Genomic DNA, 22,011 nt, shown 5'->3' on the forward strand with positions numbered 1-22,011 from the left:
GGGATCCCCCCCCCATCACCCCCCCCGGCGCGGTTGGGGGGGGGGGGGCCGGCCGCCCCCCCCCCCGGGCTGCCCGCACAGGACACGTCACCCCCGCGCCAGGGGGCTACGCCCCCGTACGCCCTACGGGCGTGTCCTCAAACGCCGGACGGGCTGAGTTTCCCGGCGCACCCGCACCCCACCTACGCCCCCTCCTCCGCTCCCCGCGCCTCCTGCGCCAGCCGCACCGCCGTTGCCAGGCTGAGCTGCCGTTCCGCCTCACGTAGCGCCTTGATCGCCGGGATCGAGTCCGCCGGGCCCTCGATGCCCGCCGCGTCGAGGCGGTCCCGCACCCACTGGCCGCGTATCTCGGCGTCCGTTCTCGCGGACGCCTCCGCGATGATCGCCGCTGCGCGCTCGAGGCCGGGCCGCTCCTCCGGGGAGGCGGTGGACAACGCGGCGCGGACGGCATCGGCGATGCCGTCCGCGTCACGCAGCACGAGTACTGACAGATCAGTCTTGTTGAGTCCGAACATGGATCGATCTTGATCCACACGCCGCCCGGGACTCAACCCACTTGAGCACCCCCAGAGGTAGCTCAGCGGAGACCGCTCACTTCTTCGGCAGCCACTTCTTCCACGTCGCCTCGTTCGCCTTGACCCACTTCTCCGCCGCCGCCTCCGGCGACAGCTTCTCGCTCGCGATCATCAGCGCGACCTCGTTCTGCTGCTCGGTCGTCCACTTGAAGTTCTTCAGGAACTCCGCCGCGTCGCCGCCGTTCTTCGCGAAGTCCGCGTTGAGGTACTTCTGGAGCGGCGTGTTCGGGTACGCGCACGCGACCTTCTTCGGGTCCGCGTCGCAGCCCTCCTTGTACGCCGGGAGCTTGACCTCGACCATGTCGATCTCGGCGTTCAGCCACTGCGGCGACCACCAGTACGTCAGGAAGGGCTTCTTGTCCTTCGCGTACTTCTTGATCGCGGTGATCTGCGCCGCCTCGGAACCCGAGTAGTTCGTCTTCAGGTCCAGCTTCAGGTTCTTGATGATCGCGTCGTCGTTGGTGACGTAGTCGGGCGAGCCTTCGAGGATCTCGCCCTTGTCGCCGCTCTCCGCGGTCTGGAACTCCTTGGCGTACTTGTTGAGGTTCTTCCAGTCCGTGACGTCGGGGTGCTCGTCCGCGAAGTACTTCGGCACGAACCAGCCGATGTGGCCCGTGACCCCGAGGTCGCCGCCCTTGACGACCGTCTTCTTCGTCTCGACGTACTGCTTCTCCTCCTTGGGGTGGCCCCAGTCCTCGAGGACCGCGTCCAGGTCGCCCTTGGAGAGCGCGTCCCAGGCGAGGACCTCGCCCATCTGCTGGGTCTTGACCTTGTAGCCGAGCTCCTTCTCCAGCAGATGCGCGGCCACGGCGGTGTTGGCCTGCGCGCCGACCCACGAGGGCACGGTCAGCGTGACGGTCTTCTTGCCGCCGACGTCGTCCTTCTTGCCCGTATCGGCCGCGCCGCAGGCGCTGAGGGAGAGGACTCCGAGCGCGCCGACGACGGCGATGGAGCCGCGGACGGCACGGGAGGTGCGAGGGGTACGCGCGGTGCGGGACATGTGCATGGTGGTGCTCCTCTGATGAAGGAAGACGGAGGAAGAGAGTTCGGTTCGGGGATTCGGCTCCGCGGGCTCAGTTCCGCTTGCGGACGGCGGTCTCAGTTCCGCTTGCGGACGGCGGGCTGTGTGATGCGGTCCAGTACGAGGCCCAGGCAGACGATCGCCACTCCGGCGGTCATGCCGACGCCCATCTCGCCCCGGGACAGGCCCTTGACGACGTCGTAGCCGAGCGCGCCGCCGCCGACCAGGCCGCCGACGACGACCACGGCGAGCACGAGGACCACGCCCTGGTTGACGGCGAGCTGCAGGGCGGGACGGGCCAGCGGCAGCTGGACCTGGAGGAGCTGCTGGCGGGTGGACGCGCCCATCGAGCGGGCCGCCTCCAGCGCGGCCGGGTCGACCTCGCGCAGGCCCTGGGTGGTGATGCGCACGACGGCGGGCAGGGCGTACACGACGGCCGCGATGATCGCCGAGGCGCGGGTGACGCCGAACAGCGCGACCACCGGGATGAGGTACACGAACTGCGGCATCGTCTGCATCGCGTCGAGCACGGGCCGCAGCCAGCGTTCCAGCCGCCTCGCCCGTGCGCACAGCACTCCGGCCAGCACCCCGAGTACGAGGGTGAGGACGAGGGCCGCGAGGACCTGGGAGAGCGTGTCCAGGGACTTGCCCCAGACCCCGAGCACCCCGATCGCGCCCATCGCGAGGGTGGCGGTCAGGGCCGTGCCCCAGGTGCCCACCAGCCACGCGATCGCCGCGACGAGCAGCAGGACCGACCACCACGGCAGCCAGATCAGGCCGTCGCGCAGGGGGTTGAGGATCCAGAGCGTGAAGTTCTGCGACCAGACCTCGGTGCCGCCGAGGACGGGGACGCCGGAGGAGAGGTTGTCGGTGATCCAGTCCTGGGCCTTGTTGACGGGCGTGGAGATCTCGTACGTCCACGCCTCCGGCCACGCCTTGCCGATCGCGAGCGTGCCGGCCACCACCGCGGCGACGACGCCCGCGCCGGTCAGCGCCCACGCGGAACGGCCGTGCAGCAGCCCGGAGCCGGGGGCGCTCTCGCCGATGCGGTCGCCCGCGGCGGCGGTCGTACGGTCCAGCCAGACGGCGATCAGCACGATCGGGATGCCCGCGGCGAGCGCCTTGCCTACGTCGACGGTGGAGAGCGCGGAGTAGACCTCCTCGCCGAGGCCGCCGGCGCCGACCAGCGCGGCGATGACGACCATCGACAGCGCCATCATGATCGTCTGGTTGAGGCCCAGCAGCATCTGCTTGCGGGCCAGCGGCAGCCGGGCGGTCCGCAGCCGCTGCCAGCCGCTCGCGCCGAGCGACGCGGAGGCTTCGAGCACGCCGGGGTCGGCGCCGCGCAGGCCGAGCGAGGTGAGACGGGCCATGGGCGGGGCCGCGTAGATGACCGTGCAGAACAGCGCGGCGGGCGTGCCGGTGCCAAAGACCAGCACAAACGGCAGCAGATACGCGAACGCCGGCATCACCTGCATGGTGTCGAGCACCGGCCGCAGCGCCCGGTCGAACCGGTCGGAGAGACCGGCGAGGAGCCCGATGGCCACGCCGAGCACGGCGGCGACGGCCACGGCGACGACCATCAGCGCGATGGTGAGCAGCGTGGCGTCCCACATCCCGAGCAGCCCGCACACGGCGAACGCGCCGAGCGCGGTGGCCGCGACCTTCACTCCGCGCCGCCCGAGCCCGGCGGCCCGCCAGGCGAACAGCACGCCCGCGGCGAGTACGCCGAGCCAGCCCATGGCGTCGAGGAGCTGGTAGACGCCGTCGACCGCGTCGGTGGCGGTGTTGGAGAGGTGGAGGAGGAAGTAGAGGAAGAGGGGGTGGGTCTCGCGGTTGTCGATGACCCACTGGTTGGCGTCGTCGAGCGGCCCGGAGACGTCGACGGTCAGCGCGGCGGGCCAGCTCCCGCTGCCCCAGAGCGCGATCCCGAGCGGCACGAGCACGACCGCGAGGGCGGCGAGCAGCAGGAGCCTGCCCTTGACGGGGTGCGTCAGGAGGTCGCGCAGGGGTCGGCGAGCGGCGGCCGGGGAGACGGTCTTCTCCGGCGGCGCGGTCACGGCGGCGGTCATCGCACCCACCGCCGAGCGGGGTACGTGCGAGCGTCGCGGGAAGCGGAGGCGGAGGCGGAAGCGTCAGCCAGGACCGAGCCTGAGCCCAGCCCCGACATCGCGTCCAGACCCGAGCCCGAACCCGAGCCCACACCCTCACCCCGGCCCAAACCCCAGCCCAGCGCCGCGGCCACGCGTGCGCGCGTTCGTTCGCGTATCACGCCACCACCCCCTGGCTGTCCAGCCCCGCGACCACCGCGAGCAAGCCGGCGTGGTCGACCACGCCCACGCACCGGCCGTTCTCCATCACGCGAGCCGGCGCGCCCGTGCGGGCCACCGCCTCGATCGCCGACATGACCGTCGCGTTCGGGGGCAGCGCGGGGCCGGACTCGTCCGTGTCCCCGTCCCCGACCGGCCGCATCGCCGTGCGCACGGTCATCACCTGCTCGCGCGGCACGTCGCGGACGAAGTCCCGTACGTAGTCGTCCGCCGGCGCGCCCACGATCTCCTCGGGCGTGCCCACCTGCACGATCCGGCCGTCCCGCATCAGCGCGATGCGGTCGCCCACCTTCAGCGCCTCGCTGAGGTCGTGCGTGATGAAGACCATCGTGCGGCCCTCTTCACCGTGCAGCCGGCAGATCTCCTCCTGCATGTCCCTGCGGATCAGCGGGTCGAGCGCGCTGAAGGGCTCGTCGAAGAGCAGCACCTCAGGGTCGACGGCGAGCGCCCGCGCCAGGCCGACGCGCTGCTGCTGGCCGCCGGACAGCTGTCCGGGCCTGCGGTGCTCCAGCCCCTCCAGACCGACCTTCGCGACGACCTCCATCGCCCGCTCCCTGCGCGCGGCCTTGCCCATGCCCTGGATCTCCAGGCCGTAGGCGACGTTGTCGACGACGGACCGGTGCGGCAGCAGGCCGAAGTGCTGGAAGACCATCGACGCGCGGTGGCGGCGCAGTTCGCGCAGCCTGGCCGTGTCCATCGACAGCACGTCCTCGCCGTCGATGGCGATCGAGCCGGACGTCGGCTCGATCAGCCGGGTCAGACACCGTACGAGCGTCGACTTGCCGGACCCGGACAGGCCCATGACGACGAAGACCTCGCCCTTGCGCACGTCGAAGGAGACGTCGCGCACGGCGGCGGTGCACCCGGTGCGCTCACGCAGCTCGGCCGGGCTGAGCGCGCCCAGCTCCGCGTCGCCGGGGACGCGGTGGGCCTTCGGGCCGAAGACCTTCCACAGGTCGCGTACGGAGAAGACGGACGGGGACGACTCCCCGGCGGCCCCCGCGGACCCCGCGGACCCAGCCGGCTGCTGCTCGCTCTTTTTGATCATTTCGGTGCTCAACGGGCCACGCCCCTCTCGGCGGACACCAAAAGGTCCGCGCATTTCTCGCCGACCATCAGGACACCGATCATCGGATTCACGGCCGGCATCGTCGGGAAGACGGACGCGTCGGCGATACGGATGCCCTCCAGGCCCCGGACCTTCAAGTCCGGGGCGACCACGGCGAGCTCGTCGCCGCTCGCGCCCATCCGGCAGGTTCCGGCCGGGTGGTAGACGGTGTGCGCGACCTTCCGCGCGTACTCGCTGATCTCCTCGTCCGTGGCGACCTCCGGCCCCGGGCAGACCTCCCGCTTCAGCCAGCCCGCGAGGGGCTCGGCCGCGGCGATCTGGCGCGCGATCTTGATGCCGTCGACGAGCGTGCGCCCGTCGTAGTCGTCCTCGTCGGTGAAGTAGCGGAAGTCCAGCGCCGGCTTCTCGCTCGGGTCGGCGCTGGTCAGATAGATCCGGCCGCGGCTGCGCGGCTTGGGGATGTTCGGCGTCATCGAGACGCCGTGCGGCGGCCTCTCGTAGCCGAGCCGCTCCGGGTTGTCCGTGAACGGTATTTGGTAGAAGTGGAACATCAGGTCCGGGCCCTCGGACTGCGCATCGCGCCGTACGAACAGCCCGGCGTCGCTGTCCATCGCCGAGTTCTCGGGGATCGGTCCATGGGTCTCCCACACGATCACCGACTCGGGGTGGTCGAGCAGGTTCTCCCCGACGCCCGGCAGGTCGTGGACGACGGGGATGCCGAGCGCCTCCAGGTCGGCGCGCGGGCCGACGCCGGAGTGGAGCAGCAGCCGCGGGGTGTCCACGGCGCCGGCGCAGACGACGACTTCGCGCCGCGCTCGTACGAGCCGCTCCTCGCCGTCCTTGGTCCGCACCCAGACGCCGCTCGCCCGTACGCCGTCGCCCGCCGCCGGGGCGTCCAGCTCCAGCCGGTACGCCCAGGTCTCCAGCCACAGACTCAGGTTCGGCCGCTCGTCCATCACCGGGTGCAGGTACGCCACCGACGCCGACGAGCGCTTGTTGTTCTCGGGGTGGTAGGCGAGGTCGAAGAAGCCGACGCCCTCGTGGAAGGGCTTGCGGTTGAAGCCCTCCACGCGCGGGACGTCGAGCGCGGCCTGCGCCGCGTCGACGAAGTCGCGGGCGATGGCGTTGCGGTCGGCCTCGTCGACCGGCACGACGTTGTTGCGCAGCCGGCTGAAGTACGGGTCCATGGTCGCCGCGTCCCAGCCCTCGGCGCCCGCCGCGGCCCACTCGTCCCAGTCGGACGGCAGGGGCTTGAAGGCGATGAGGGTGTTGTGGGACGAGCAGCCGCCGAGCACCCGGGCGCGGCTGTGGCGGATGTGGGAGTTGCCGCGGGGCTGCTCGGTGGTGGGGTAGTCGTAGTCGAGCTCGCCGCCGAGCAGCCCCATCCAGCGGCGCAGGGTCAGCACGTCGTCGCGGCCCACGTCGCTGGGGCCGCCCTCGATGACGGCGACGGTGACGTCCGGGTCCTCGGTCAGGCGGGAGGCGATGACGGATCCTGCGGTGCCGCCGCCGACGACGACGTAGTCGTACACGTCGTCGTGCGCGTCGCTGTTCACGTCGCTGTACGCCTCGTCGTCCGCAGGGCTCTCCGCGCGGCTGTCCGCGTGGCCGTCCAGGCGCTCGTCGTCGGCGCTCTCGTTCGGGCTGATGTCGACAGACTCGTACTCGGCCTTGTGCTCAGGCATGGCGTCGGTGCTCTCCTTGTTCCTCGTCCTGGGTCAGCCCGCGAACCAGCGCACGGGGCGCGGGGCGAGGTTCTGGTAGATGTGCTTGGCCTCGCGGTACTCGGCGAGGCCGGCCGGACCCAGCTCGCGGCCGATGCCGGACTTCCCGAAGCCGCCCCACTCGGCCTGCGGGAGGTACGGGTGGAAGTCGTTGATCCAGACGGTTCCGTGCCGCAGCCGGGCGGCGACGCGCCGCGCGCGCCCCGCGTCGGCGGTCCACACGGCGCCGGCCAGGCCGTACTCGGTGTCGTTGGCGAGGGCGACGGCCTCGTCCTCCGTACGGAAGGTCTCGACGGTCAGGACGGGCCCGAAGACCTCTTCGCGCACGACGCGCATCTCGCGGTGGCACCGGTCGAGGACGGTCGGCCGGTAGAAGTAGCCGGCGCCGTCGGGGCGTACGCCTCCGGCCCGCAGCACGGCGCCCTCGGCGAGCGCGGACGCCACGAAGTCCTCGGTCTTCGTCAGCTGCTGCCGCGATACGAGGGGTCCGCACTCGACGCCGTCGTCCGTGCCGCGGCCGATGCGGATCTTCTCGGCGCGCTGGGCGAGCTCGGCGACGAAGCGCTCGCGCAGCGACTCCTCGACGATGAGGCGGGAGCCGGCGGAGCAGACCTGGCCGCTGTGGATGAAGGCGGCGTTGAGCGCCTGGTCGACGGCGGTGTCGAAGCCCTCCTCGGTCGCGCAGGCGTCGGCGAAGACGACGTTGGGGTTCTTGCCGCCGAGTTCGAGCGCGACCTTCTTGACGCTGTCGGCGGCGGCGCGCATGACCTTCGTGCCGCTGGCGAGGCCGCCGGTGAAGGAGACGAGGTCGACGTCCGGGTGGTCGGCCATCCGCGCTCCGACGGGGTCGCCCGCGCCGGTCACGATGTTGGCGACGCCGGCGGGCAGGCCCGCCTCGGCGAGCAGGCGGATCAGCGCGACGGTGGTCAGCGGAGTGATCTCACTCGGCTTGACCACAAAAGTATTGCCCGCGGCGAGGGCCGGGGCAATCTTCCAACTCGCCTGGAGCAGTGGGTAGTTCCATGGCGTGATCAGCGCACAGACGCCGACCGGCTCGTGCACCACCACGCTGTGTATCTCGTCGGATCCGGCGTCGACGACCCGTCCGCCGCTCTCGTTCATGACGAGGTCGGCGAAGTAGCGGAAGGCGTCGCTCACGCAGTCGACGTCGACGCGGCCCTCTTCGACGGTCTTGCCCGCGTCCTGGCTCTCCAGCAGCCCGAGCGCCTCGCGGTCGCGCTGGAGCAGGTCCGCGACGCGGCGCAGCAGCGCGGCGCGCTCGGCGACGGGGGTACGCGGCCACGGGCCGTCGTCGAACGCCGCGCGCGCGGCTGCGATCGCTGCGTCGACGTCCTCGCTGCCGCCTTCCGCGACGACGGCGAACACGGTCGCGTCGGCGGGGTCGATGATCTCGCGCGTGGCCCCGGAGGCGGCTGCGAGCCACTCTCCGCCCACGTGGATGGTCTGTTGTGCCGACACGTCGCGTTCAGCCTTCCGTTCCCTATGCGTTTCTCACTGGTGAGAGCCAGCGAAGGGACCGCCTGCCCGGGAGGGGGGAAAGCATGCGTGTTCGATACCGGATTGTGTCCTGCGTCACTTACCTGTGTCCTACGCCTGTGGCGTTTGCCAGGGGTTTCGCAGCGGAGCGGCCAGCAGGTCTTCAGCCGAGTCTGCCCCGGCGCAGCGACTCGGCGAGCGCGGCGGCCGGGGTGAACGTCACGGGCCGCCGGGGAGCGTGCGCAGGACAGGCATAAACGTTCCGGCCGGGCCCGCTGGCGGCGTGGACCTCGCGAACGAGGACGGGCGAGGGGGTGAGGGCGCCGCATTTGTGGCAGTACTGAGCGGGCATGGGCGGGGCGGCCTCCGTGATCGTCCAGACGATGTCAAGACCGGCGGACGACATGCCGACCGGCTCACGCAGATCATCGACCACGCGTCGCGTCGAGTCCGGGTACGCGCGCGGCGCGTCGGACGCGAGGCGTAAGGCCGGGCGCCCGCCCAGCGATCACCCAGTCTCGCCCGCCCCCGCGCCCCCCGCCTCAGCGTGGCAGCGTGGCCAGGCCCCGCTCGTAGGCGATGATCACCAGCTGGACCCGGTCTCGCGCGCCCAGCTTGGTGAGCAGGCGGGACACGTGCGACTTGGCCGTGGCCACCGTGATGAACAGGTCCTCCGCGATCTCGGTGTTCGACCGGCCGTGGCCCACCAGGGTCAGTACTTCCCGCTCCCGCTCGGTGATGCCCTCGACCGGCCGTGGCGTGCGCTGCGGGGCCGCGGCGGGGCGGCCGACGAAGTCCGCGATCAGACGGCGCGTCACGCCCGGCGCGATCAGCGCGTCCCCCGCGGCGACCACGCGGACCGCCGCGAGGATGTCGTCCAGCGCCATGTCCTTGACCACGAAGCCGCTCGCGCCGGCGCGGAGCGCGCCGTAGACGTAGTCGTCCTCGTCGAACGTGGTCAGAACGAGGACCCGGGTCGTCGCCGGACCGGCCGTGATCAGGCGCGTGGCCTCGATCCCGTCCATGCCGGGCATGCGGATGTCCATCACCACGACGTCGGGGTCGACGTCCTCGACCAGCCGGACGGCCTCGGCGCCGGTGGCGGCCTCGCCCACGACCTCCAGGTCAGGATGGTCGGCCATGATCACGCGTAGGCCGGACCGGACCAGCGGCTGGTCGTCGGCGAGCACGATACGGATGCTCATCGGGCCTCCGCAGGACGTACGACGGGCACGGACCCGGGCGCGGCCCCAGTCCCCGGCGCGGACCCGGGCACGAGCCCAGACCCCGACCCCGGCACCCGCACAGGCCCCGCCCCCGGCACGGACCCGGCCACCGACCCCAGCCCAGACCCCGGCCCGCTCACACGCCCCGACACACTCACCCCCACCGGCACCGGCAGCCTCGCCGACACCCGGAAGCCGCCCTCAGGCCCCGGCCCCGCGCTCAGTTCGCCGTGCAGCAGCCCCACCCGCTCCCGCATCCCCACGATGCCGAAGCCGTGTGCCGCCGCCGAGCCGTTCTCCGCAGCCCCCCGCCCGTCGTCGACGACCTCCACCGACAGCTCCTCGTCCCCGTAGTCGATGGACACCCGGCAGCGCCCGGCGCCCGCGTGGCGGACCACGTTGGTCAACGCCTCCTGCACGATACGGAAGGCGGACAGGTCGATGTCGGCCGGCAGGGCACGCCGCTCCCCGCTGCGGCGCACGTCGACGCGTACGCCCGCGTCCCCGGTCGCCGCCGCCAGCCGTTCGACGTCGTCGAGCCCCGGCGAGGGCTCCAGCGGCGCCTGCCCCGAGGCCGCGCCCGCGTCCGCCTGACGGAGCGCCACCAGCGTGCGCCGCAGCCCCGACAGGGTCTCCCTGCTCGTGGCCTCGATGGCCCGCAGCGCCTCGCGCGCCTCCGCGGGCTGCGTCTCGATGACCCGGCTGCCCACCCCCGCCTGGATGGCGATGATGCCGATGCTGTGCGCGACCATGTCGTGCAGCTCCCGTGCGATCCGCAGCCGTTCGGCGGTCACCGCCTCGGCCACCTCCTGCGAGCGCAGCGCCACCGCGTGCTCGCGGCGCTCGCGGCTCAGCAGGCCGACCATGCAGGACGCGGCCATCGCCAGGAGGGCGATCACGACGTGGACGATCAGATCGCCCCCGAACGCGAAGCCGCCGATCACCAGCACCTGCACGGTCAGGGAGACGGCCACGGCGACGACCGAGGCCCGCCGGGTCTGAGTGGCGACGATGAAGCCCAGGACGAGGTCCACCGCCAGGAACGCCAGGAAGTGCCCCTGGAACGACCCCGCCTGACTCGCGTGGGCGGAGCCGGGTGCGACCACCGTGGCGACGGCCCCGAGCAGCGTCATCGCCAGGGCCAGCAGCGGCAGCCGTCGCACCACGCCGACGAGCAGGCTCGCGGCGAGCAGCGCCCCGACCGCGTGGACCGTGCCGGAGGACCGCGGCGCGCCCCCGGCCAGCAGCACCAGCATGCAGGGGTACAGGACGCCGCCCGCCCAGGCCATGACCTTCGTTCGCGTCATCGGCGGCACGCGCTCTCGGGAAGGGGCGTGCGCCGCGAAACGCGCGCGGGCAGCGGGGTGTTCAGGGGTGTGGCGTCCATGCCGCGAGAGTAGCCAGCCGCCGCCCGCGCGGCATCGGCCCGGGGACGTACGCCCGTAGGCGAACCCGGCCGCGCGATTGCCGCCCACGGCCCCATGTCCGGGCGGAGGGATCCCGGAAGGGTTGCCCTTGTGATCGAAGTCAACGAACTCACCAAGCGCTACGGCGGGAAGACCGCCGTCGACCGTCTGTCCTTCACCGTGCGGCCGGGCCAGGTCACCGGTTTCCTGGGCCCCAACGGAGCGGGCAAGTCCACCACCCTGCGGATGATCCTCGGCCTGGACGCGCCCTCGAGCGGCACCGCCTTGGTCGCCGGCGTCCCCTTCCGCACCCGTCCGCGCGGGCTGCGGCACGTCGGCGCCCTCCTCGACGCCGGCCAGGTGCACGGCGGCCGCAGCGCCGCGGCCCATCTGTCCGCGCTGGCCCGCGGCAACGGCATCCCGCTGCGCCGGGTCGCCGAGGTGCTCGACGAGGTGGGGCTGGCCGAGGCGGCGGGCCGCCGCGTAGGCGGGTTCTCGCTCGGCATGAAGCAGCGGCTCGGCATCGCCGCCGCGCTGCTCGGCGACCCTCCGGTGCTGATGTTCGACGAGCCGATCAACGGCATGGACCCGGAGGGCGTGCTCTGGGTGCGCCGCCTGTTCCAGCGGCTGGCCGCCGAGGGGCGCACGGTCTTCCTCTCCAGCCATCTGATGTCGGAGATGGAGAACACCGCCGACCAGCTCGTCGTCATCGGCCGAGGTCGGCTCATCGCGGCGGAGTCGGTACGGGAGTTCGCGGCCCGCAGCACCCAGCGCAGCGTCGTGGTCGGCACCCCGCAGGCCGCCGAGCTGGCGGCGGTGCTGACCGCCGCGGGCGCTTCGGTCGAGCCGGAGGGCTCGTCGGGCGCCGAGAAGCTGGCCGTGACCGGGCTGGCGGCGGACCGGATCGGGGCGCTCGCCGCCGAGCACCGGATCCAGCTGACCGAGCTGACCGCCCGTACCGCCTCACTGGAGGCGGCCTTCATGGAACTCACCGCCGACAGCGTCGAATACCTGGCAGGAGACCCCCGATGAGCACCCGAGCCTCCGCCTCCCGGACCCCCTCCGTCTCCCCGACCGCCTCGACCGCGCCCGCCGCCGAGCCGCCCGTCCGGTTCGCCGACCTGCTGGCCGCCGAGTGGATCAAGGTGCGGTCCCTGCGCTCCACGCCGTGGACGATCGCGCTGACCGCCCTGTTCGTCGTCGGGTCGTCCGCCGCGACGACGCTGGCGTACGCCGTCCCGAACTCCGGTCCGCGGCACAACTTCCTGCCCTTCCACGTCTACCCGCCGGCCGGCTACTGGCTGCTGATGGTCGTCGCGGCCAGCGCCGGCGCCCTCGCCCTCGTGAGCGAGTACGGCAGCGGCCTGATCCGCACCACCACCGTCGCCGTGCCGGCCCGCGGCTCGGTGGTGCTGGCCAAGGCGGTCGTCGCCGCCGCGCTCTGGGCCGCCGTCGGCGCGGTGGTCGCCACCGGCTCGTTCTACGTCTCCCAGGCCATCCTCGCCGGGAAGGACGCCGGGGTCTCGATCACCCACCCCGGGGTGCCCAGGGCCATGGCGGCGTCCGCGCTGGTGGCCCCGGTCTGCGCGCTGATCGGCCTGGGCCTGGCCGCCCTGATCCGGCACAGCGCCGCGACGATGGTCACCGCCGTCTTCACGCTGGTGATGCTGCCGCTGTTCTTCTCGGAGTCCAAGCGCTGGTCCGCCGCCGTCAACCACGCGACGCCGGGCAGCGCCTGGAAGCGCCTGGTCCAGGACTGGGCACCGGACCCCGAGAACCTCGCGTACACCGCGACGGTCCCCGGCTCCTGGGCGGTGTACGTCGTCTGGCCGCTCGTCGCGGTCGCACTGGCGGTGGTCGTGGTGCGCCGCCGCGACGTGTGACCGCGCCGCCCCCGCCGGACGGTTCGCTCATCCGACCGGACAGGTGTAGGCGGTCCGCACGGGATGCGGCGAGCAGGCGACCAGGCACACGGACAGAAACCGCCGGCCCGCCAGCCACCAGCCGCCGACGACGTCCTGCCCCTCGGCGATCCGCGCGCCGACGCCGGAGAGCCGCGCGGCGAGCACCGCGCGCTCGTGCGCGTCGGCGAAGTCGGCGGCGTGCGGACGTACCTGGGAGGCGTACCACTGGGCGGCCGGCTCGGGCGCCTCCCACGTTCCCTGGACGAGGGCGCCCGCTTTCAAGAGCCACTGCGCGACCTCCAGCGGCGGCAGCGGACTGCTCCCGAACGCCGGGTGCACCTCGCGCCGTGGCCCGTCCCGATGAAGCTCGAAGCCGCTGCCGAGCCAGGTGTAGCCGTGGTGGTGCCTGTGCATGGCCTCTCCCGCCGACCGCGCGGGGCGACACTGAGGCCGCCCCGCCCGCCCTCCCTCACAGGCGCCCCGTCCTGCGCTGCTCCTTCTCCATCAGGCGGCGCAGCTCCAGCGCGTCCTCCGAGAGGTCGTCGTCGTCGAGTTCGCCCTCCTTCAGCAGGCCGTCCGCCTTCAGCTGCTTGATGTGCGGGCCCACCGGGGGCTCCGGGTCGTGGTCCGAGGGGCGGGGCCGCTCGGGGCCGTCCGGGCCGACGCGGACCGCCGTCTCCACGCGGACGACCCGGTAGCCCGTGCCCGCCACCGAAAGGCCGACGCCCCGTTTCTCGTCCAGCCGGTCCGCCGCCCGTGCGTACTCCGCGCGCTCCTCCTCGTCCAGCTTCAGCATCACCGGCGCGAACACCCGGAAGTGCATCGCCAGCCCGTCCCGCGCCCCCTGCGGCGTCGTGGACGAGCCGCCGTGCGGGCGCCACCGCCCCTCGCACTTCTCCGCGATCCCGAACTCCGCAGGCAGCACCACCACCCCCGGATGCGTGTCCCTCGCCCGCACCGAGTCCGCGTGCACCGCCGCCGGCACCGCCTTGGCGTGCGTCGCCGAGCGCATCAGGTCCAGCCGGAGGAAGCCCTCCGACACCCCCGACTCCGTGTGCGGGTCGACGACGAAGCCGTGGACACGGCTGGGGACCCGGTACGCCTCCCCCGGCCGCGCGGGGTCCGGGTCCGACGGCCTGGGCGGCTCCGGCCCGTCCGGCCCCATCCGGACGAACTGCTCCGCCCGCACCACCCGGTACCGCTGCCCCGCCACCCGTACCTCGTCCATCGCCACCCAGTCGAGCTTCTCGGCCGCCGCCAGCATCTTCCTGCGGCCCTCCGCGTTCCGCCGCAGATACGCCGCCAGCCCGTCCCGCGCCGACTGCGGCGTGTCCCCGCCGGTGCCGAGGATCTCCCAGCCGCCCTGCTCCAGCTCCTTCGTGTAGAAGAACACCGGCAGCCCCGCCGTCATCAGCCGCGGATAGTTCTTCCGCGCCCGCCACGCCTCCTCGTCCGCGAACGCCGCGATCAGCCCCTGCTGGGGCATCACGCGGATCGTCCTGTACGCGGGAAATACCTCGCTGAAATCGTTGAATTCGTTGAAATCGCTCATTCGCCCTCTGCCCGCAGGCGGGCCGCCTGCAGCTCCTCCCAGTGAAAGATCAACGCCCTGCAAACCCTGGCCAGCTGCTCGGCCCGCCGCTGGGGCCCCGCACCCGCCGCCTGCCCCGCGCGGAGCTTCCGGCGCGCCTCCCCGACCGAGGCCAGGGCGAGACAGCGCCCCTGCTCCCCGCCGGGCAGGCTCAACGCCAGTTCCTCGATCTGCGGCGCCAGCAGGCCGATGTGCACGCGAAGCAGCAGGACGAGCTCTTCGGCCGTCTCCACCGCGGTCCCTTCGAGCACGCTCTCCGCGCTCGACAGGATCGACGCCTTGTCGAACCCAACTGGCGCGGTGGCCAGGGGACTTCGTTCGCGTGAGGTTTCGTCGTTCATGCGACGAATCTCCCGTGGTCAGGGCTAGTTTTACGAGCCTGACGCGGAGTACGTGCCTGCTGTACGGGCCGTCGCCGCACACGTACGAGTCGGCGAGGGAGTGTGGAATGACCGACCACAACAACCATGTCTACGACGAGAACGTCCCCGTCAGCCTGCGCATTCTCAGTACGCAGATGAAGGCGCTGCGCGAGTGGGCCGAGCTGACGCAACGGGAGCTGGGAGACCAGGCAGGCTTCTCGGAGTCCCAGATCGGGAGCGTGGAACAGGGGCGGCGCCCCTTGAAGATGGACCTAGCGGTTCAGCTGGAGAAGGTGTTCAAGATCCCGAAGGTGTTCACGTCGGTGGTCGACGAGCAGTTGAAGGAGCCGCACCCGTCGTGGTTCCAGCCGTTCGCCGCCGCTGAGGCGGAAGCTGTCGCATTGTCCGTGTACGACAACCAGCTCATCAACGGCCTGCTGCAGACGGAGGCGTACGCCAGGGCGGTGCACCTCTCATATCGGCCCGCCCTCGACGACGACGAAATCGAGCGCCGAGTCGCCGCCCGACTGGCTCGACAGCAAATGCTAGGTCGTACCCCGGCAGCGTCTCTTAGCTTCATCCTCGAGGAGACGATCCTGCGACGCCCCCTGTGCGGACGTAAGGCCATGAGTGAACAGTTGCACCACCTGCTGGAGGTAGGTCAACTGCGGCACGTCGAGATCCAAGTGATGCCGACCGAGCGGGAGAACCATGGCGGCCTTGGCGGCCCATTCACGCTGGTCGAACCGCCCGACCAGGACACGTGTGCGTATCTTGAGGTGCAGGACAACGGTCGGTTGATCACCAGCCGCCGAGCGGTCAATCAACTGGCTAGGCGGTATGGAATCCTCCAGAGCCAGGCCCTGTCCCCCGAGGATTCGGCCGAGTTCATCCAGCAGTTGGCGACGGGAGAACGATGAACGACCTCACGTGGTTCAAGTCCAGCTATAGCGGCGCAGGCGGCCAGGACTGCATCGAAGTCGCCTACGACTGGCACAAGTCCAGCTACAGCGACGGTGGCGGCGGGCAGTGCATCGAGGTCTCCGCCCACCCCTCCACCGTCCATGTCCGCGACTCGAAGCGCCCCAGCGGGCCCATACTCGACGTCGCTCCGGCCCAGTGGGCGACGTTCGTGGAGTACGCAGCCGGACGCCCCACCGCGTAGAACGCAACAGGGCCCACCGGGTCGCGGTCCCCCGCGACCCGGTGGGCCGCGTGCGCCGCTCCGCCGTCACCCCACGGCCAACCGCTCCACGTGCCGTGCCTCCTTCCTCGCGCCGATGCTCTTCAGGGCCGCGATCGCCTCTGCCTTCCCCCGGTGGGCGTACTCGGGAAGCGTCCCGTCCAGGTCCAGCAGTCCGGCCAGGGCCTGACGTACCACGGACAGGGCCGCGCGGTCCCCGGACAGCTCCTCACTTGCGAGCGTGACGTCGGCGGCGAGGCGCGACCACCACAGCGTGCCGTCCGGGCGGGTCGCGAGGGAGGCGCGCAGCGAGTCCGCGAGGGCGGTCGTGCCCTCTTGCCTGCGGTCGACCGCGAACAGGAGGCGGGCCTTGCGGCGCAGGGCCGTCGCCTCGGCGATGGTGATTCCCGCCGCGTAGTGGCCACTCGCGCGACGGGCCGCGACGTCGCGTGCGAGGTCCGCCTCCAGCTTGGCGATCTCCTCCGGGATGTCCAGCTCCGCCAGGGTCCTCGGCGGCCGGCCGACCGACGCGTCCGTGGTGCGGAACGCGGGGTCGATCGGTTCGACGTCATAGACGGCCCAGCCGTCCAGCAGCAGATCGAGGGTGTGGTGGTAGACCCAGTTCGGATCCCGGAAGTACTGGTTCAGCTGGTAGCGGCGGAGTGTGCGGTTGGTCAGGTCCGCCACACGCAGAAGGATCGCGCTGTTGGCGTCGATCTCGATCGTCAGCTCGACGTCCACCTCCTTCTGCTTCACAGGGAAGGCGATCCTGCCGATCTCCACGTCCTCGCGTGAGGTCTTGGACCGCTCGACGACGGGCAGGACCACCTCGGCGCCCGCCCGGCCCACGAAGGAGAACAGCTCGCTTCGCTGAGTGGGGATGGTCGTCAGCCGCTCCAGTAGGACACGGCCGACTCCGTGCGCGTCGGGCGACTTCTTCATCCTGTTCGCGCTCGTGCCGTCCGCCGCCGAGGTGCAGGTGACGCCGATGCCCCGGTGACTGAGGTCCAGCAACAGCGGGACGGCCCCGTCCCGGGCCGCTTTGGAGCCCGAGAGGAGAGAGGAGTACAGCGCCAGCCCCTGGCTCACGGCCAGATCCTGGTACGTGGCGACGAACTCGACGTCGCCCAGGATCTCCTCCAGGGACTCCCGGACCGTGAAGATCTTCCCGCCCTGCCCGCTGAGCAGTACGACGTCGATCGGATCGTCGAGGTACGCGTCGCCGATCGCTGTGAGCACCACCTCGGCGAACCGCTCCGTCAGCTCCCGGCAGACGTCCCTGAACTCCGCGCGGTCGACGGTGAAGCGGGGCGACAGGATCTGCGCCCCGACTTCGATGTCCTGGAGCCAGACGACCGCGGACTCGTCCACGGTGAGAAGCTGTTTGGCGCGTTCGGCCTCGCTGAGGATCCGCGCCTCCAGGTCGGCGTCGAACGTCACCTCGCCGTTCCACGCGAACAGTCGCTCCTTGATCAGCCCCGCGAGCGCGATGTCGAAGTCGAGGCCCCCCAGATGGTTGTCGCCGTAGACCGACTTGATCTCGTGCACGCCGTCGCCGACGTCCGCGACCGCCACATCGAGGGTGCCGCCTCCGAGGTCGACCACCAGGGTGAGGCCCTCCCACTGGGGCCGGTCCATATGGAGCAGTACGCAGGCGATATTGGGCTCGCCGACCATGCGGCGCACCTTCAGCCCGGCCAGTTCGAAGGCGCGCAGCAGACTGTTCGCCTGTCTGATGCTGAAGTTCGCCGGGTAGGCGATCATGGCCTCGCGCGGCAGCCGCCCCAGCACGTCCTCCGCGTTGCTGCGCAGACTCCGGATCACGAGCGACGACAGCAGTTCCGCCGAAAGCTCCTTCCCGTCGAGGGAGAGGGCGTAGTCGGTGCCGAGGCGCCGTTTGACCGCCCGTACCGTACGGCCCGCCGCGAGCCGCTCCAGGTCGACCGCGCGCGAGCCGACCAGATAGTCGAGGTCCTGCACGAAGGTGACGACGGAGGGCACCAGGCTCTTGCCGTCGCCGGCCCGTACGAAGTGGACCTTCGACTCGTCGTCCGCGACCGCGATCACCGAGGTGGTGGTCCCGAAGTCGATGGCGAACAGCGGATTCTCGGCTATTCTCGCGCCGCTGACCCGGATGACGGAGCGCTGGCGCAGCTCCTCCCCGACCCCGGCCGACGCCCTCCACTCGTTGCGCTTCCTGGGCGAGACGATCTCCAGCTCGACCAGGGCCGCCGGCTCGACCCGTGAGTACGGCTCCTGGATCGGCTTCTCGCACTGCCGGGCCAGCCGTGGCACATGCGTCGTCAGATACGCGTCGAGGTTCTCGACGGTGACGCACCGGCCGTCGTCGCCGAACGCGTCGTACAGGGCTTCGGAGAAGATCCCGGACTTGAGGCGGTCGCTCTCGTACGAACTGGTCCCCGGGGCGCACGAGCAGAAGGAGACCATGCCTGGCGGGCAGAGGTTCTCGACGTCGACCTTCGCCGTCGTGGCGAAGGGGGACTTGCCTCCGGCGACCGGGGTCCTGCACGCGTCGAGCAGCAGGACGATGTGCCTGGCTCCGGTGTCCCGGAGCAGCCGGACGAGGAGCTCGAACCTCAGGCTGGTCTCCTCCAGGGCCGAGGTGATCGACTCGCTGGTGATCAGGTAGTCGTTGCCGTCCGCCGTCGAGTGGAAGCCGTGGCCGCTGAAGAAGAAGAACAGCCGGTCGATCGGGTCGGCGGCGTGCCGGGCCAGTCGGGACAGGGTGTGCAGCACGTTGATGCGGGTCGGGCTGGCGTCCGGCAGGCCGTCGGCGAAGGTGAAGACGGCTCCGGCCGGGATGTCCATCGAGGTCGTGAACATCTCGCGCATCCTGATGGCGTCGAGATGGGCGAACCGCAGGTCCGCGATGTCCTCGTCCTCGTAGTGGGAGCAGCCGACGGTGACCGCCACGTTCAAGACGCGGCCCCCGGCTTCCGCTGGAAGATGAGTTTCATGCCGCCGTTGACCTCGGCCGAGGTGGCGCCGATCAGCCGGACCTCGCCCTTGCCCGTGACCTGGACGTGCACTTCGAGCCCGGTCAGCTCCAGGGTGTCGGACGCCGTCGACGCCTGCTCGAAGACCTCTCCGACGTACTGGCAGAGGGTGGCCACGTTCTGTGCGAGTACGTCGGAGCTGACCCGGGTGATGTGCGTGACCGCCGTGCGGGTGCGGGTGAAGACGGACTTCTCGCCGTCGTCCACGCCGTAGTCGACCGTGATGACAGGTACCTGCGCGTCAAGGTGATCGCTGCTCATCCGACCAGTGTCGCGGTTCGGCCGGAGAGGGACCCGGCGAATCCCCAACTCCCCCCGCCGTCGCCGCCGAACTCGACGGCCGCCCACGCAGAACGCTCGGCTGGGAAACCCCAGCCGAGCGCCTGCACAGACATCTCGCGGCCTGATCAGCACCGCCACGTGGTGCGACGACCCCTGGAAACCGCCAAGGCCGCCGGGGCGTTCGAAGGGCGGGTGCTCAGATGAGGCCGAGCTCGCGGACCGCCGCGCGCTCCTCGTCGAGCTCCTTCACGGACGCGTCGATGCGCGCACGCGAGAAGTCGTTGATGTCCAGGCCCTGGACGATCTCGTACTTGCCGTCCTTGGTGGTGACCGGGAAGGAGGAGATCAGGCCCTCCGGAACGCCGTACGAGCCGTCCGACGGGATGCCCATGGAGGTCCAGTCGCCCTCGGCGGTGCCGTTGACCCAGGTGTGGACGTGGTCGATGGCGGCGTTCGCGGCCGAGGCGGCGGAGGACGCGCCACGGGCCTCGATGATCGCCGCGCCGCGCTTGGCGACGGTCGGGATGAAGGTGTCGGCGAGCCAGGCCTCGTCGTTCACGGTCTCCGCGGCGTTCTTGCCGGCGATCTCCGCGTGGAAGATGTCGGGGTACTGCGTGGCGGAGTGGTTGCCCCAGATCGTCAGGCGCTTGATGTCGCTGACGGCCGAGCCGGTCTTCGCAGCGAGCTGCGAGATGGCGCGGTTGTGGTCGAGGCGGGTCATCGCGGTGAAGCGCTCGGCCGGGACGTCCGGGGCGGCGGCCTGCGCGATGAGCGCGTTGGTGTTGGCCGGGTTGCCGACGACGAGGACCTTGATGTCGTCCGCGGCGTTGTCGTTGATGGCCTTGCCCTGCGGCTTGAAGATGCCGCCGTTGGCGGAGAGCAGGTCGCCGCGCTCCATGCCCTTGGTGCGCGGGCGGGCGCCCACGAGGAGGGCTACGTTCGCGCCGTCGAAGCCTACGTTCGGGTCGTCCGTGATCTCGATGCCGCGCAGCAGCGGGAAGGCGCAGTCGTCGAGCTCCATCGCGGTGCCCTCGGCGGCCTTGAGGCCCTGGGGGATCTCGAGGAGGCGCAGCTTGACCGGCACGTCCGCGCCAAGCAGGTGGCCGGAGGCGATGCGGAAGAGCAGCGCGTAGCCGATCTGGCCGGCCGCGCCGGTCACGGTGACATTCACGGGAGTGCGGGTCATGGCGATCTCCGTAAGACAGCTGGCGGTGGGGGTCCGTGCCCCTGGTGCTGGATATCTCTTCTGCGTCTGTTCTGAATCTTGACGTGAAGAGATATCCAGCGGTCAGGCTATCCGACCCGGGACACGACGGCTCTCCGCCCCCTTGTGGTGCGGCTCACGAGGGCCGGAACGCGCCGCCTACGAGGGGGCGAACGCGCCGCTCAACCCGCCGCTCGCCCCGCCGCTCACTCCGCCGTCGTGCAGCCCTTGGTGCCGGCGGCCTTGAGCGTGGCGCAGGCCTTGGCGTCGGTGGACGCCTTGGCGGCCGTCATGGGCGTGTACGCGTCGTTGTCGGCGTTCACGAGGCCGTTCTGGGCGCCCTTGCCGTCGACGCTGATCTGCACGGTGTCGCCGACCGCGGCCTGGGTGATGCGCGCCCAGGCGGCCGCGCAGACCTTGCTGTACCTGACCTCGACCTTTGCCGTGCCGACGGTCGCCGTGGAGACGGTGGTGGCGAGCTCGCCGCCGCAGCCCATGGCCTCCGGGTCCTGGCCCGTGCAGTCGGCGCCGGTGCACTTGACCCCGGCCGGCAGCTCGGGGCCGCTGGTGGTCGGGGCGGTGGCGGGCGTCTTGGCCACGGGCTTCTTGTCGTCGCCGCCCCCGCCGAGATCGGTCAGGAGGACGGCCGCGGCTATGACGAGCAGCGCGCCCACGACTCCGGTCAGGAAGAGGGTGACCTTCCGCTTGCCGGGGCCGCCCCGGGAGCCGTTCGCGGACCGGGACGACCGAGGGACACCGGGCGGACCGGCGGGCGCGGAGTGGCGCTCGCCGGGGCCGGGCTGCTGCGGGACGTGCGGCGAACGGTCGGAGTCGGCGGACGCGTCGGACTCGGAGCCGTACGCCCCCGATCCGGCCCCGGACCCCTGCTCGCGGCGCGACGGCGGGCCCACGGGCGCGGCGGTGCGGCTGGCGCCGGGGCCCCCGGCCGAGCCGAACTCGCCCAGCGCGGCGCGCGCCTGGGAGATCCGGATGGCCTCCATCGTCATGTCATGGCGCATCTCGGAGCGGCTCCAGGCGCGCTCCGCGAGCTCCCACATGGTCAGCAGGTGGACCGGGTTCGTGCCGGTGGCCTCGCCCAACGCGACGATCGCGCGCTTCGGCGCGAGCAGCCGGCCGTTCAGATACCGCTCCCAGGACGTCTTGCTGTACCCGGTGTGGTCCGATACGGCCGAGATGCTCAGTCCGCTGCGGTCGACGAGCCGACGCAGCTGGCTCGTGAACTCGCGAACCTGCGGATCGAGCTCCTCCGGCAGTGCCTTCCAACGAGGCATGTACTTCCCCCTTGTCCCCCCGACGTGCCTGACGTGCTGTGCCCCGTGCTGGACGCCCTTGCCTGCGGCCCCACTCCGGCCGGTCCGTGTTGCGGACTACCCAGTGGGATGTGCAGAGCCAGGATGTCAGTTCCTGGCGTAGGAGCGCACGGAAGCATTCGGAACTGTGAGCACGCCCCCATGCGCGCCGCCTCACCCCGGATGCGGGCATAGTCTCCCATCCGTAGCCCAATGATCACACCATGGCGGAATGGTCACCTCCGTGCCACAGGCCTCCGGCGTCTCTTGTTCATGATTGGCGCGTCCATGACTCTGTAATCGCAACGGC

At 71.4% G+C, this 22,011-nt stretch carries 20 protein-coding genes; 4 read left to right on the forward strand and 16 right to left on the reverse strand.

The annotated features are described in order from the left end of the window. Positions 1 to 182: 182 nt before the first annotated feature. The 9 genes from AB0M39_RS33950 to AB0M39_RS33990 form a co-directional block, all read right to left on the reverse strand. A complete protein-coding gene (locus AB0M39_RS33950) occupies positions 183 to 515 on the reverse strand; it encodes a hypothetical protein (RefSeq protein WP_365370647.1) in 333 nt (110 codons plus the stop codon). Positions 516 to 591: 76 nt separating this feature from the next. Further along, on the reverse strand, positions 592 to 1,575 hold the full coding sequence (locus AB0M39_RS33955; RefSeq protein WP_365370700.1) for an ABC transporter substrate-binding protein: 984 nt from the start codon (positions 1,573 to 1,575) through the stop codon (positions 592 to 594). A 98-nt stretch (positions 1,576 to 1,673) separates the two neighbouring features. Further along, a complete protein-coding gene (locus AB0M39_RS33960) occupies positions 1,674 to 3,668 on the reverse strand; it encodes an ABC transporter permease subunit (protein ID WP_365370649.1) in 1,995 nt (664 codons plus the stop codon). Positions 3,669 to 3,864: 196 nt separating this feature from the next. Then, positions 3,865 to 4,974: a glycine betaine/L-proline ABC transporter ATP-binding protein gene (locus AB0M39_RS33965; RefSeq protein WP_365370651.1), complete on the reverse strand. Its 1,110-nt coding sequence runs from the start codon at positions 4,972 to 4,974 to the stop codon at positions 3,865 to 3,867. 8 nt (positions 4,975 to 4,982) lie between these two features. Next, positions 4,983 to 6,680, reverse strand: coding sequence for a GMC oxidoreductase (locus AB0M39_RS33970; RefSeq protein WP_365370653.1), 1,698 nt, complete (start codon positions 6,678 to 6,680; stop codon positions 4,983 to 4,985). A gap of 33 nt (positions 6,681 to 6,713) precedes the next feature. Continuing rightward, the gene (locus tag AB0M39_RS33975) at positions 6,714 to 8,198 is read right to left on the reverse strand and encodes an aldehyde dehydrogenase family protein (RefSeq protein WP_365370655.1); all 1,485 of its coding nucleotides are present in this window, start codon (positions 8,196 to 8,198) and stop codon (positions 6,714 to 6,716) included. Between the two features lie 181 nt (positions 8,199 to 8,379). After that, positions 8,380 to 8,652 carry a hypothetical protein gene (locus AB0M39_RS33980; RefSeq protein ID WP_365370657.1) on the reverse strand — a complete coding sequence of 91 codons (273 nt, stop codon included), beginning with the start codon at positions 8,650 to 8,652 and terminating at the stop codon, positions 8,380 to 8,382. 106 nt (positions 8,653 to 8,758) lie between these two features. After that, positions 8,759 to 9,421, reverse strand: coding sequence for a response regulator transcription factor (locus tag AB0M39_RS33985; protein WP_365370659.1), 663 nt, complete (start codon positions 9,419 to 9,421; stop codon positions 8,759 to 8,761). Continuing rightward, the gene (locus AB0M39_RS33990; RefSeq protein WP_365370661.1) at positions 9,418 to 10,749 is read right to left on the reverse strand and encodes a sensor histidine kinase; all 1,332 of its coding nucleotides are present in this window, start codon (positions 10,747 to 10,749) and stop codon (positions 9,418 to 9,420) included. The genes AB0M39_RS33985 and AB0M39_RS33990 overlap by 4 nt, the downstream gene beginning before the upstream one ends. Positions 10,750 to 10,959: 210 nt before the next feature. Here AB0M39_RS33990 and AB0M39_RS33995 point away from each other — a divergent pair, with 210 nt between their 5' ends. Together AB0M39_RS33995 and AB0M39_RS34000 are read left to right on the forward strand one after the other, a co-directional pair. Then, positions 10,960 to 11,880 (forward strand): ATP-binding cassette domain-containing protein, encoded by a 921-nt coding sequence (locus AB0M39_RS33995; RefSeq protein WP_365370663.1) that lies wholly within the window; start codon positions 10,960 to 10,962, stop codon positions 11,878 to 11,880. Further along, complete coding sequence (locus tag AB0M39_RS34000; RefSeq protein ID WP_365370665.1) at positions 11,877 to 12,731, forward strand: ABC transporter permease; 855 nt, start codon at positions 11,877 to 11,879, stop codon at positions 12,729 to 12,731. Before AB0M39_RS33995 ends, AB0M39_RS34000 begins: the two co-directional genes overlap by 4 nt. A 27-nt stretch (positions 12,732 to 12,758) precedes the next feature. Here the strand turns inward: AB0M39_RS34000 and AB0M39_RS34005 are convergent, their stop codons facing one another. Genes AB0M39_RS34005 through AB0M39_RS34015 form a run of 3 tightly spaced genes read right to left on the reverse strand, consistent with a single transcriptional unit; the run spans position 12,759 to position 14,684 of the window. After that, a complete protein-coding gene (locus tag AB0M39_RS34005) occupies positions 12,759 to 13,166 on the reverse strand; it encodes a hypothetical protein (RefSeq protein ID WP_365370666.1) in 408 nt (135 codons plus the stop codon). A 55-nt stretch (positions 13,167 to 13,221) separates the two neighbouring features. After that, positions 13,222 to 14,304 (reverse strand): DUF5954 family protein, encoded by a 1,083-nt coding sequence (locus tag AB0M39_RS34010; RefSeq protein WP_365370668.1) that lies wholly within the window; start codon positions 14,302 to 14,304, stop codon positions 13,222 to 13,224. Beyond that, complete coding sequence (locus AB0M39_RS34015) at positions 14,301 to 14,684, reverse strand: DUF6415 family natural product biosynthesis protein (RefSeq protein WP_365370670.1); 384 nt, start codon at positions 14,682 to 14,684, stop codon at positions 14,301 to 14,303. The genes AB0M39_RS34010 and AB0M39_RS34015 overlap by 4 nt, the downstream gene beginning before the upstream one ends. A 107-nt stretch (positions 14,685 to 14,791) precedes the next feature. On the opposite strand from AB0M39_RS34015, the gene AB0M39_RS34020 reads away from it, so the two are divergent. Both AB0M39_RS34020 and AB0M39_RS34025 read left to right on the forward strand, forming a co-directional pair. After that, on the forward strand, positions 14,792 to 15,625 hold the full coding sequence (locus AB0M39_RS34020) for a helix-turn-helix transcriptional regulator (protein WP_365370672.1): 834 nt from the start codon (positions 14,792 to 14,794) through the stop codon (positions 15,623 to 15,625). Beyond that, complete coding sequence (locus AB0M39_RS34025) at positions 15,622 to 15,870, forward strand: DUF397 domain-containing protein (RefSeq protein ID WP_365370674.1); 249 nt, start codon at positions 15,622 to 15,624, stop codon at positions 15,868 to 15,870. The genes AB0M39_RS34020 and AB0M39_RS34025 overlap by 4 nt, the downstream gene beginning before the upstream one ends. A gap of 66 nt (positions 15,871 to 15,936) precedes the next feature. On the opposite strand, the gene AB0M39_RS34030 is transcribed toward AB0M39_RS34025, so the two are convergent. The 4 genes from AB0M39_RS34030 to AB0M39_RS34045 all read right to left on the reverse strand — a co-directional run bounded on the left by AB0M39_RS34030 (position 15,937) and on the right by AB0M39_RS34045 (position 21,683). Then, positions 15,937 to 18,822, reverse strand: a complete 2,886-nt coding sequence (locus AB0M39_RS34030) for an Hsp70 family protein (protein WP_365370702.1) — start codon at positions 18,820 to 18,822, stop codon at positions 15,937 to 15,939. Positions 18,823 to 18,824: 2 nt separating this feature from the next. Further along, complete coding sequence (locus AB0M39_RS34035) at positions 18,825 to 19,166, reverse strand: hypothetical protein (protein ID WP_365370676.1); 342 nt, start codon at positions 19,164 to 19,166, stop codon at positions 18,825 to 18,827. 217 nt (positions 19,167 to 19,383) lie between these two features. Next, the gene (locus tag AB0M39_RS34040) at positions 19,384 to 20,373 is read right to left on the reverse strand and encodes a malate dehydrogenase (RefSeq protein WP_365370678.1); all 990 of its coding nucleotides are present in this window, start codon (positions 20,371 to 20,373) and stop codon (positions 19,384 to 19,386) included. 224 nt (positions 20,374 to 20,597) lie between these two features. Then, positions 20,598 to 21,683, reverse strand: a complete 1,086-nt coding sequence (locus tag AB0M39_RS34045) for a DUF2690 domain-containing protein (RefSeq protein WP_365370680.1) — start codon at positions 21,681 to 21,683, stop codon at positions 20,598 to 20,600. Positions 21,684 to 22,011 lie beyond the last annotated feature (328 nt).

The sequence above is a fragment of the Streptomyces sp. NPDC051907 genome (genome assembly GCF_040681075.1).
Taxonomy (GTDB): Bacteria; Actinomycetota; Actinomycetes; order Streptomycetales; family Streptomycetaceae; genus Streptomyces.

Coding starts and splice junctions, on each gene's coding strand:
- AB0M39_RS34020 (WP_365370672.1), top strand. CDS start 14,792: ATGACCGACCACAACAACCATGTCTACGACGAGAACGTCCCCGTCAGC.
- AB0M39_RS33985 (WP_365370659.1), bottom strand. CDS start 9,421: ATGAGCATCCGTATCGTGCTCGCCGACGACCAGCCGCTGGTCCGGTCC.
- AB0M39_RS33955 (WP_365370700.1), bottom strand. CDS start 1,575: ATGTCCCGCACCGCGCGTACCCCTCGCACCTCCCGTGCCGTCCGCGGC.
- AB0M39_RS33965 (WP_365370651.1), bottom strand. CDS start 4,974: ATGATCAAAAAGAGCGAGCAGCAGCCGGCTGGGTCCGCGGGGTCCGCG.
- AB0M39_RS33970 (WP_365370653.1), bottom strand. CDS start 6,680: ATGCCTGAGCACAAGGCCGAGTACGAGTCTGTCGACATCAGCCCGAAC.
- AB0M39_RS34005 (WP_365370666.1), bottom strand. CDS start 13,166: ATGCACAGGCACCACCACGGCTACACCTGGCTCGGCAGCGGCTTCGAG.
- AB0M39_RS34025 (WP_365370674.1), top strand. CDS start 15,622: ATGAACGACCTCACGTGGTTCAAGTCCAGCTATAGCGGCGCAGGCGGC.
- AB0M39_RS34040 (WP_365370678.1), bottom strand. CDS start 20,373: ATGACCCGCACTCCCGTGAATGTCACCGTGACCGGCGCGGCCGGCCAG.
- AB0M39_RS33990 (WP_365370661.1), bottom strand. CDS start 10,749: ATGACGCGAACGAAGGTCATGGCCTGGGCGGGCGGCGTCCTGTACCCC.
- AB0M39_RS34015 (WP_365370670.1), bottom strand. CDS start 14,684: ATGAACGACGAAACCTCACGCGAACGAAGTCCCCTGGCCACCGCGCCA.
- AB0M39_RS34010 (WP_365370668.1), bottom strand. CDS start 14,304: ATGAGCGATTTCAACGAATTCAACGATTTCAGCGAGGTATTTCCCGCG.
- AB0M39_RS34035 (WP_365370676.1), bottom strand. CDS start 19,166: ATGAGCAGCGATCACCTTGACGCGCAGGTACCTGTCATCACGGTCGAC.
- AB0M39_RS33950 (WP_365370647.1), bottom strand. CDS start 515: ATGTTCGGACTCAACAAGACTGATCTGTCAGTACTCGTGCTGCGTGAC.
- AB0M39_RS34000 (WP_365370665.1), top strand. CDS start 11,877: ATGAGCACCCGAGCCTCCGCCTCCCGGACCCCCTCCGTCTCCCCGACC.
- AB0M39_RS34045 (WP_365370680.1), bottom strand. CDS start 21,683: ATGCCTCGTTGGAAGGCACTGCCGGAGGAGCTCGATCCGCAGGTTCGC.
- AB0M39_RS33960 (WP_365370649.1), bottom strand. CDS start 3,668: ATGACCGCCGCCGTGACCGCGCCGCCGGAGAAGACCGTCTCCCCGGCC.